The organism is Bombella pollinis (assembly GCF_026385485.1).
Classification (GTDB): domain Bacteria; phylum Pseudomonadota; class Alphaproteobacteria; order Acetobacterales; family Acetobacteraceae; genus Bombella; species Bombella pollinis.
Genome location: NZ_JANIDX010000017.1, coordinates 1 through 702, shown reverse-complemented (window position 1 = coordinate 702; position 702 = coordinate 1). Strand labels below are relative to the sequence as shown.

The 702-nt window shown below is 43.9% G+C and carries 1 protein-coding gene; it reads right to left on the bottom strand.

Annotated elements, in window-relative coordinates; genetic code table 11:
• Nucleotides 1-702: DNA adenine methylase (locus tag NQF89_RS08820; RefSeq protein WP_266138001.1), on the bottom strand; the 702-nt coding region annotated here is incomplete at both ends.

Below are 702 nucleotides of genomic sequence, written 5' to 3'. Positions count from 1 at the left end.
CGCGATATAGCTCTCTAACAATCTCGGTATTAGAGTTAGAGAGCATGGCTTTTACCCCTTTGTGTGAAAGCTCTTTAAAGAGTGCGGCAAGGTCTTCTTGGTCTTGCAGAGTAAACCCCTGCTTTGTGTAGCTAGAAAAGTTAGCTGTTGGTGTCAGCGGCACATAGGGGGGGTCGAGATACACAAAATCCCCTTTTTGAGCGGTGAAATGCACTTTTTTATAATCATGGCAGTTAATTTCTATGGTGTTTTTATTTAGATAGCCATGGATAGCGGTTAAGTTTGTCGCATCTAGGATGTTTGGATTTTTATATTTGCCGAATGGGGTATTGAATTGGCCCTTTTTATTCTCTCGATACAGGCCGTTAAAGCATGTTTTATTCAAGAATATAAACCGGCTGGCTTGCTCTACCTTGGAGAGCGTAGTCGGGTCTTGGGCGCGTATGGCGTAAAAATAATCAGGGGTGTTCTGATGTCTGCTGAGAGCCTGCAATAGGCAGGGCAACTCATCTCTGATGATCGTATAAGCGTTGATGAGGTGAGAGTTAATGTCCGAGATGACCGCCTTTTGGGGTAGTTGGCTAAAAAAGAGTGCGCCACCGCCTAAGAAAGGTTCATAATATGTATCAAATCTTTCAGGCAGTTCCTCTTGCAGGATAGCAACTAATTGACGTTTACCGCCAGCCCATTTCACAAATGGTT